At 49.8% G+C, this 1276-nt stretch carries 1 rRNA gene; it reads left to right on the top strand.

The features are described 5' to 3' along the window. Positions 1-126: 126 nt before the first annotated feature. Positions 127-1276 (top strand): 23S ribosomal RNA (locus tag V7R39_RS17680); the annotation flags it as partial.

The raw sequence follows: 1276 nt of genomic DNA on the forward strand, positions 1-1276 counted from the left end.
TGTTCGGTTAACAAAGAAGATAGCAAGGCAATTCTTCCGATTAGCTTGTCATGCATACAACAATACCCGTGTCCGACGTCAAAAGGCGGACATGAGGCCGATACTCAAGGCTTTTTAGGGTTGTATGGTTAAGTGACGAAGCGTATACGGTGGATGCCTTGGCAGTTAGAGGCGATGAAGGACGTGTAAGTCTGCGAAAAGCTGTGGTGAGCCGACAAAATGCATTTGAGCCACAGATGTCCGAATGGGGAAACCCACCTGTTTACAGGTATCGTTACATGAATACATAGTGTAACGAGGCGAACGAGGGGAACTGAAACATCTAAGTACCCTTAGGAAAAGAAATCAATTGAGATTCCCCTAGTAGCGGCGAGCGAACGGGGAGCAGCCCTTAAGCTGTTTAGTGTGTAGTGGAATCCTTTGGGAAGAGGAGCGATACAGGGTGATAGCCCCGTACACGACGCGTGCTTTACAGTGAAATCGAGTAGGTCGGGACACGTGTTATCTTGACTGAATATGGGGGGACCATCCTCCAAGGCTAAATACTCCTAACTGACCGATAGTGAACCAGTACCGTGAGGGAAAGGCGAAAAGAACCCCTGTGAGGGGAGTGAAATAGAACCTGAAACCGTATACGTACAAGCAGTAGGAGCACCTTCGTGGTGTGACTGCGTACCTTTTGTATAATGGGTCAGCGACTTATATTTAGTAGCAAGGTTAAGCGAATAGCGGAGCCGTAGCGAAAGCGAGTGTTAACTGCGCGTTGAGTTGCTAGGTATAGACCCGAAACCCGGTGATCTAGCCATGGGCAGGTTGAAGGTTGAGTAACATCAACTGGAGGACCGAACCGACTAACGTTGAAAAGTTAGCGGATGACTTGTGGCTGGGGGTGAAAGGCCAATCAAACCGGGAGATAGCTGGTTCTCCCCGAAATCTATTTAGGTAGAGCCTCGGACGAATTCCATTGGGGGTAGAGCACTGTTAAGGCTAGGGGGTCATCCCGACTTACCAACCCTTTGCAAACTCCGAATACCAATGAGAACTATCCGGGAGACACACGGCGGGTGCTAACGTCCGTCGTGGAGAGGGAAACAACCCAGACCGCCAGCTAAGGTCCCAAAATATTGCTAAGTGGGAAACGATGTGGGAAGGCATAGACAGCTAGGAGGTTGGCTTAGAAGCAGCCACCCTTTAAAGAAAGCGTAATAGCTCACTAGTCGAGTCGGCCTGCGCGGAAGATGTAACGGGGCTAAGCAATATACCGAAGCTGCGGCAG

The organism is Alteromonas sp. P256 (assembly GCF_036864455.1).
GTDB lineage: Bacteria > Pseudomonadota > Gammaproteobacteria > Enterobacterales > Alteromonadaceae > Alteromonas.